The organism is Barnesiella sp. CU968, from assembly GCF_905219685.1.
Taxonomy (GTDB): domain Bacteria; phylum Bacteroidota; class Bacteroidia; order Bacteroidales; family Muribaculaceae; genus Lepagella; species Lepagella muris_A.
On sequence record NZ_CAJMXD010000129.1, the window covers coordinates 1 to 7,328 of the forward strand.

Sequence of the window (7,328 nt, forward strand, 5' to 3'; positions counted from 1 at the left end):
TTTTCGGGTCTCCCCTGCAGGGATGCTGCATGTGAGTTTAAGGAAACGTTTGTGCAACTGGCGTCTGTCGGGAGTGATGTATTCGATATACAGCGAGACTCCGGTGAGTTCCCTGTCTGTCTTGTTTATTATGAAGAAGCTCTCTTTCGCGTTGTACTGGTTTTTGTCGAAACCTGTGAATACAATCTGATCTAACGCGTATCCGCTGTTGCATGTCGGACATTGCGAGGCAACCATAAAGCTGCCGGCAACCATCTCCTGCGCGGCAGTGTCCGGTCTGGTCTCAATCGTGCTGACAGCCTCTGTCTGCCGGTTTTCGGATATGTTTTTTAACTTGTATCCTTTTTTTCGTGCAGATATTCCCGCGGGAACGGACAATATCATAACTGTCAGAATAGAGAGAACTGAACAGCNTGTAATCTTAATCTTCATAAGTATACGGGTTTTGAAGGCTCTTTGCGGGGATATATCCTCACGAGACCATGTGGAAGAGAGGCGGCAGGGTTGTCAACGGAGATTTTCAAAGAACGCCAGAATTTAGGGAGAAACCACATCGTGCGCACGGATATCTTGAGTTTCACGGGATGTGTGAGTATCGCATCGTCTTTTTCGATATACTCCGCCATGCATGTCCTTGAGTCTGAAAACGTACCCATTTTTCTTGATACGTAGAGCTTCATCCTGTATTTGCCTTTCTTTGCAGAAGGCTGGATATTGCCTATTGTTTCTCCAGGACTCAGGCGGCAGTCAGGGGTGGAGATCACAATTATGTCGTAGCCTTTTCCTCCTCTGGTCTCTTTTTTTATCAGCACCTGAGTCTCATCTCCGGCAAACTCCCATATACCTTCAGGACCCTCCATCGCGGTTTCTCTGCAATATACAAGGGCACTTTCCATGTCGAATATCATCTGGTCCCGAGCGTTAGCAGCCATGGCCCCGCAAGCGAGGGTCATGGCTGCTAACATTGTCTTAATAAATCCGAAGTGCCGCATCATTGTTTGGTAGAAAATGTGTACGACAGACCTATACTGAGGATTTCCTTAAGCATGAATCTTTTCCATTTAGGCGCGGCATATTTGTCGGCAGACGAGTCATATCGGAGGTTTGCATAAAGCTGTGTCGAGAAGAAGCGCGAGAACTGTATGTTGAGCGTATTTTCCCAGTCTCCGAGGAAGTAGTCGTAATCGGTGAAGAGGAAGAGACGTGTCTTGTATGTGACCATCTTACCGATTTTCCAGTTCAGTGTTATGTCTGCGTTTGAACCTATCTCGCTTTGTGATTTGACGGTCTGTGGAATGCCAAACAACTCATGGTCAATATGCGGGTCTATCGCGGTTTTAAGGTTGTATGACAGCGGTGCGATAGAGGCGTTGAACTGTATGCTCTTCGAAGCGTTTGTCTTGCTGTATGTCATACCGAGACCGAAGTTGAGATCGCCGGGAGTCAGAACAGATGCTATGCGTGTTTCCGTATCCTTTTTGTAATTGTTGAGGAGCTGGGTCTTGAACTGGGCTGTAATGGTATAATACCAGTTGCGGCGAGCCTTGTAACCGAACTTGAAATTATACTGGAATATGTCCTGTGAAATGGAGTATTTCCTGTATTGGTCATCTTCAACGGAGTTGAGGCCGAGTTTGTACGACAGCGTGCTCTGGAGCAGCAGATTCGGATGCCATACGGTGTTCAGCTGCACATCCCACAGGAAATTAATCAGAAGTGCGACATGGTTGTTACCGCCTTGATACCAGTTGTCAGACACGTATGCCTGGGAGAACTGCAGAGAGCCGTTGAGCACATGCAACCAGTGTTTCTTCAGTATTTCAGATTCGGAAATCACCGCATCGTTCACATTGACGCTACCTGTGGAACTTCTTTTGAGAAAACCCATGAAGCCATGGTCCTCCTCAGGTAAAGAGGGGGGGATAGGAAGGCGCCAGTATGCATACCGGATAAGAGAAGGGTCATCGACCATCATCTGATACATCAAGTCTTCCTGCATGTCCCAAGCCTCGTATGCGTTTTCGAGCCATCTGGGACGAGGATTCGAGGTAAAATCATGCAGAGGTTCAACCTTGGTTTCCTCGTCAAGAAAGATTTCGTTTTCCTCGGTCTCTTCCTTATTTTCGCTTTTGATTCCCCATAGTTCATCAAGGTATTTGCGGCGCTCAGCCACGGAATCAGTGGTTTCTTCCTGTAAACTTTCCTGATTTTCCTTGTAAAGTCTGTCGGCAAGTCTCCAGATCTCGATGTTTTGCGATTCGAGCGAAGGCACTGCGATTTTATGCTGTTTGTCGAGCGCGCGGTATTCACAAAACACCCAAGGGGCATTGAGCCTGTTGAAGGACGGAATATCCGGCAAGACTTCAGTATGAGCTATTATTTCATCGGGAGTGCGCACATACAGGGAGTCTTCTTCATATTCTCCGGTGATAATTGCATCCTTGGCTTTTTGAAAGCGGGCTCTTATGGAATCCTCTTTTGTCTGTTTCACAGTAGAGATGTGTCTGAAACGTGGTTGAGTGCCTGTCGCACTTGCTTCTGTCTGCACTGACATGAATGTCGCTGCCGTAAAAGTAGCGGCTAACAGCAAAGTTTTGTCGAAGAAATGTTTCATGAGTGGAAATCTATTGGCGTTATATGGGAAAAGAGATGGAGAGGAGAAAAACAAAAAGTCTGAGGTCAAGGGCGGACGCGTGAGGATCTTGAATTCAAGGTTTTCTCAGGATCGCGTCGTATTCCGGGGAGTTGATCAGTCTGTATGCTTCTCTGAATATCGGGTCGTATTCGTTATATACCTTGAAATATGTAGGCTGGTCGTATATGTCACGTCCGATAAGCCCTTTCAATATCATCTTGAACAGAGGTTCGCTCTGTCTTGCCTGTTCTTCATTGAGAGCAACGCCCTCTTTTGCCGCGCGGGCATACAGGTCGTGAAGCATTGATGAATCTACATCGAAGCCTTTCACAAAGTCATCATCAGTCTTGAATCGGCGTTTAAGCTCCTTTCGGTTGGCGTCAACATAGCTGATGGCGTATTGGTTTATGACACCCTTGGCTGTGACATCACGGTAATATTTTGTGAAATCAGCAGTGTCGAGAGGCACAAACCTGTCGGGCGATATTCCACCTCCTCCATATATCGGACGGTTGAGACGTAAAGTCTCAACTTTCAGTGAATCTATATATTTTATGGAATCGGCGTGCATGAGTTCTCCGTGATTGAAACGGTCAACGATATCCATCGCGTAAGCACGCTGGTCTCCCTTGTTGTACGGTTTCTGAATGTCCCTTCCAGTAGGGGTGTAATAATGTGCCACTGTCAGACGCATCATCGAGCCGTCAGGGAAGGGGAACGGCCGCTGCACAAGCCCTTTGCCGTATGTTCGCCTTCCGACAACGACACCACGGTCCCAGTCCTGAATCGCACCAGTTGTTATTTCCGATGACGATGCCGTATACTGGTTTACCATCACAACGAGTCTGCCGTCATTGAAAAGCGGTCTGATGCCATGCGGCTGGGTCATATGATCGTAGCGCGGAGAATTGCGTCCTTCTGTATAGACTGCGAGACGTCCGGGTTCAAGGAACTCTCCGAGAATCTCGACTGCCGGCTGCATGTATCCTCCGCCATTGTCGACAAGATCGAGGATAAGCTGTTTCATCCCTTTTTTCTTGAGATCCTTAAGAGCTGTTTCAATTTCATTGCGTGTCTCTGCTGAAAATCTGCTGAGACGAATGTATCCGGTCTTGTTGTCTACCATATATGCGGCATCGACGCTGTTGATCGGTATGTCGGCGCGTGTGATCGTGAATTCGACAGTATCAGCTTTTCCTGCCGAACGTCTCAATACACTGACGTTCACTTTGCTCCCTTTAGGTCCGCGGAGACGCTTCATTATATCTGTATTGCGCATTTTTACTCCGGCGATTATTGAATCGTTTACCTTGATAATGCGGTCGCCAGCAAGAAGTCCGACTCTTTCCGAGGGACCTCCGGCAACGGTAGATATCACATAAAGAGTGTCCTGATTCATATTGAATGAAATGCCTATGCCGCTGAAATTTCCGGCAAGAGGCTCATTGAGTTCTTTCGTTTCCTCCGGGTTCGAATATGCAGAATGGGGGTCGAGTTCCTCAAGCATGCTGCGGATGGCTGTTTCCACAAGTCTGTCTTCATTCACCGTGTCGACATAGAACTGGGCTACAGCGGCTTCCGCCATTCTCAGTTTCTGGTTGGCTGGTATTTTGTTCTGGTTGGCAGCCAATGCGGTCAGCATTACTCCAAATCCGATTATGCTAAGTAATTTCTTCATCTTTTTTTGTCTTAAGGAAGCAGGTGGCTGATATCGTGCCCGTTGTCTTCGAGTTCTCTGACCATCGAGCTTGATATGTAGGAGTGTTCTGGCAGAGAAAGCAGAAAGACTGTCTCTATGCCCAGCACTTTTTTGTTGACATCCGCGAGATTTCTCTCGTATTCAAAATCGGATATGTTTCTGACACCGCGCAATATGGCGCAGGCACCTGCGTTTTTTGCAAATTGTGCGGTCAGACCTGAATAAACGGTAACTTCTACCGCCGGGTTGTCTTCGAATACCTTTTTTATGTCTCTGAATCTTTTGACAAAATCAGCACCGGCAGGTTTATTTGCGTTGTTGCCGATTGCGATTATTATCCGGTCAAATATGGCGAGACCGCGCTCCACAATGGATTGGTGTCCGATTGTGAAAGGGTTGAAGGTGCCCGGGAATACAGCTGTCTTTTCCATGTGCAAAAAATATCAGATTTCAGAATCGTCTTCAATCACAAGATTGTCGATTATAAAATTCTGTCGTTCCATGGTGTTTTTGCCCATATAGAACTCGAGAAGTTTCTCGACAGCATCCTCTCTTTTGAGTTTCACTCTGTCAAGACGCATGTCCGGACCGATGAATTCAGCGAACTCCGCATCATTTATCTCTCCGAGACCTTTGAATCGGGTTATTTCCGCGTTGTTGCCGAATCTGGCAATCGCGGCTTCTCTCTCTTCATCGGTATAGCAATAGAACGTATCTTTCTCTCCTTCGGTTTCCTCTTTCTTGCGGTTTTTCTTTTTGGTGCGTCTTACGGCATTCTTGTCGCGGACGCGGAAAAGCGGAGTCTGAAGAATATATACATGCCCTTTCTTCACAAGATCGGGGAAGAACATCAGGAAGAAAGTGATGATCAGCAGGCGTATGTGCATTCCGTCGACATCGGCGTCGGTCGCGATTATGACTTTGTTGTATCTGAGTCCCTCGATTCCCTCTTCGATATTGAGGGCAGCCTGAAGAAGATTGAATTCATCGTTTTTATAAACCACTTCCTGCGTCATGCCGTATGAGTTCAGCGGCTTTCCGCGCAGGGAGAATACTGCCTGCGTCTCGGCATTGCGCACTTTGGTGATTGTTCCGGAAGCCGAGTCTCCCTCGGTGATGAAAATCGCGGAGTCTTCCCGGCGGTCTTCCTTTGCCTTGGCTTTCAGCGGGTCGTTATAGTGCACTCTGCAGTCGCGGAGCTTGCGGTTGTGGAGGCTGACTTTCTTCGCTTTCTCTCTTGCGAGTTTCGCCACGCCAGCCATTGCCTTCCGTTCTTTCTCGCTTGATGCTATCTTGCGGAGCATTATCTCCGCGATGTCGGGATTCCGGTGAAGGTAGTCGTCAAGTTCTTTCTTGATGAAGTCTCCGATAAACTTGTTTACCGTAAGGGAACTTCCGGGAGCGACCTCCTTGCTTCCGAGTTTGGTCTTAGTCTGACTTTCGAACACCGGCTCTTGGATGCGCACCGAAACCGCCGCCACAAGGCCGTTGCGTATGTCGGAAAACTCATATCCCTTGCCTGAAAACTCCTTGATGGTTCTTGTGACGTGTTCGCGGAAAGCGGTGAGGTGGGTTCCCCCCTGGGTTGTGTGCTGTCCGTTTACAAACGAATAATATTCCTCTCCGTACTGGTCGGTGTGGGTGAGAACAACCTCGATGTCCTCGCCGCTCAGATGTATTATGGGATAGAGAGGATCATTGGTCATGTTTTCTCTGAGCAGATCAAGCAGACCGTGGCGGGAATAGTATTTGCGTCCGTTATAGAAGAGCTGCAGCCCGGCGTTGAGATAGGTGTAGTTGTTGACCATTGTCTCGACGAATTCCTGATTGAACCTGTAGTTCTGGAAAAGCATCGGGTCAGGAGTGAATCTGACCAGGGTGCCGTTGGGTTCGTCTGTGGGGATTGGCTCGGATTGGCGGATGAGATCTCCGCGTTCGAATTCGACTTCCACCTTTTTTCCGTCTCTTACACTTGCCACATGGCAGTATGTGGAAAGGGCGTTGACTGCTTTGAGTCCGACACCGTTGAGGCCTACTGATTTCTTGAAGTTCTTGTCATCGAATTTGCCGCCGGTGTTTATATCGGATGCCACCTCTTTCACTTTACCCAGCGGAATGCCGCGTCCATAGTCGCGCACCGTGACTTCCCCCTCTTCTGTGAGGGTGATGTCAATGCGTTTTCCGGCACCCATGTTGAATTCATCTATGGAGTTGTCAACAACCTCTTTGATAAGTACATATATGCCATCGTCGGAGTGAGTTCCGTCTCCGAGCTTGCCGATATACATGCCGGGACGCCTGCGGATATGCTCGTTCCATTTCAGAGTCTGGATGGCATTGTCATCGTAGGTGCCGGCATTTGATGATGCTGCGGTTGAGGGAGCAGTTTCCTCCCTCTCTTCTATTTCGAAAATATCGTTGTTCATAGGTAGGCTAATGTAATCACAAAATTACAAAAAAAAACGATAATATAAAAATAAGTGCAACCCTGTCAGTATTTTGTTATTTTATGCCGCCGAGCATTAGCCCTGACTCATTTTTGTGTGGCAGGGCAGGGAGGTTGAATTGTCTTTTACTCCGGATAGCTAAAATTCAGGTCTGATGCCGCCGAAAGCTGTCTGAAATAATTTAGAGCGGCTTTCTTTGCTTCGGCAAGATCCATGAAGGAATAGTTCCCGCAATCGCGTGGCGTGGCACCCGGAATGTCACCTTCGAATTCAGCGATGAAATGCATTGTCTCCTGAATCAGCGGCAAGATATCCAGGCTTTCAAGATTCCCTGACATCAGAAGGTAATTTCCGGTGCAGCATCCCATCGGCCCCCAATATATCACCTTGTCTTTCCAGAGGGGGTGATTACGCAGGAATGTCGCAGCGAGGTGCTCCATCGCATGGAGGGCTTGCGGGTCAAGAGCTTTTTCGCGGTTAGGACGTGTCATTCGGATGTCGAATGTGGTAACCACATCGCCGGAGGGGAGGGTGTCGCGTCTTGAAA

The 7,328-nt window shown here is 48.1% G+C and carries 6 protein-coding genes; all 6 read right to left on the reverse strand.

Annotated features, from left to right (window positions below):
- Positions 1-428: 428 nt before the first annotated feature.
- Positions 429-932, reverse strand: coding sequence for a hypothetical protein (locus JX312_RS06560; protein WP_124030278.1), 504 nt, complete (start codon positions 930-932; stop codon positions 429-431).
- A gap of 59 nt (positions 933-991) precedes the next feature.
- The gene (locus JX312_RS06565) at positions 992-2,614 is read right to left on the reverse strand and encodes a DUF3078 domain-containing protein (RefSeq protein ID WP_124030277.1); all 1,623 of its coding nucleotides are present in this window, start codon (positions 2,612-2,614) and stop codon (positions 992-994) included.
- A 94-nt stretch (positions 2,615-2,708) separates the two neighbouring features.
- Entirely contained in the window at positions 2,709-4,313 is a 1,605-nt protein-coding gene (locus JX312_RS06570) for a S41 family peptidase (RefSeq protein WP_204457449.1), read from the reverse strand.
- Positions 4,314-4,324: 11 nt separating this feature from the next.
- Positions 4,325-4,765 carry a pantetheine-phosphate adenylyltransferase gene (coaD, locus tag JX312_RS06575; RefSeq protein ID WP_204457450.1) on the reverse strand — a complete coding sequence of 147 codons (441 nt, stop codon included), beginning with the start codon at positions 4,763-4,765 and terminating at the stop codon, positions 4,325-4,327.
- Positions 4,766-4,777: 12 nt separating this feature from the next.
- Positions 4,778-6,760 (reverse strand): DNA topoisomerase IV subunit B, encoded by a 1,983-nt coding sequence (locus JX312_RS06580; protein ID WP_204457451.1) that lies wholly within the window; start codon positions 6,758-6,760, stop codon positions 4,778-4,780.
- 146 nt (positions 6,761-6,906) lie between these two features.
- Positions 6,907-7,328, reverse strand: a 422-nt coding sequence (locus JX312_RS06585; protein ID WP_204457452.1) for an S-ribosylhomocysteine lyase, incomplete at its 5' end; no start/stop codon positions are given.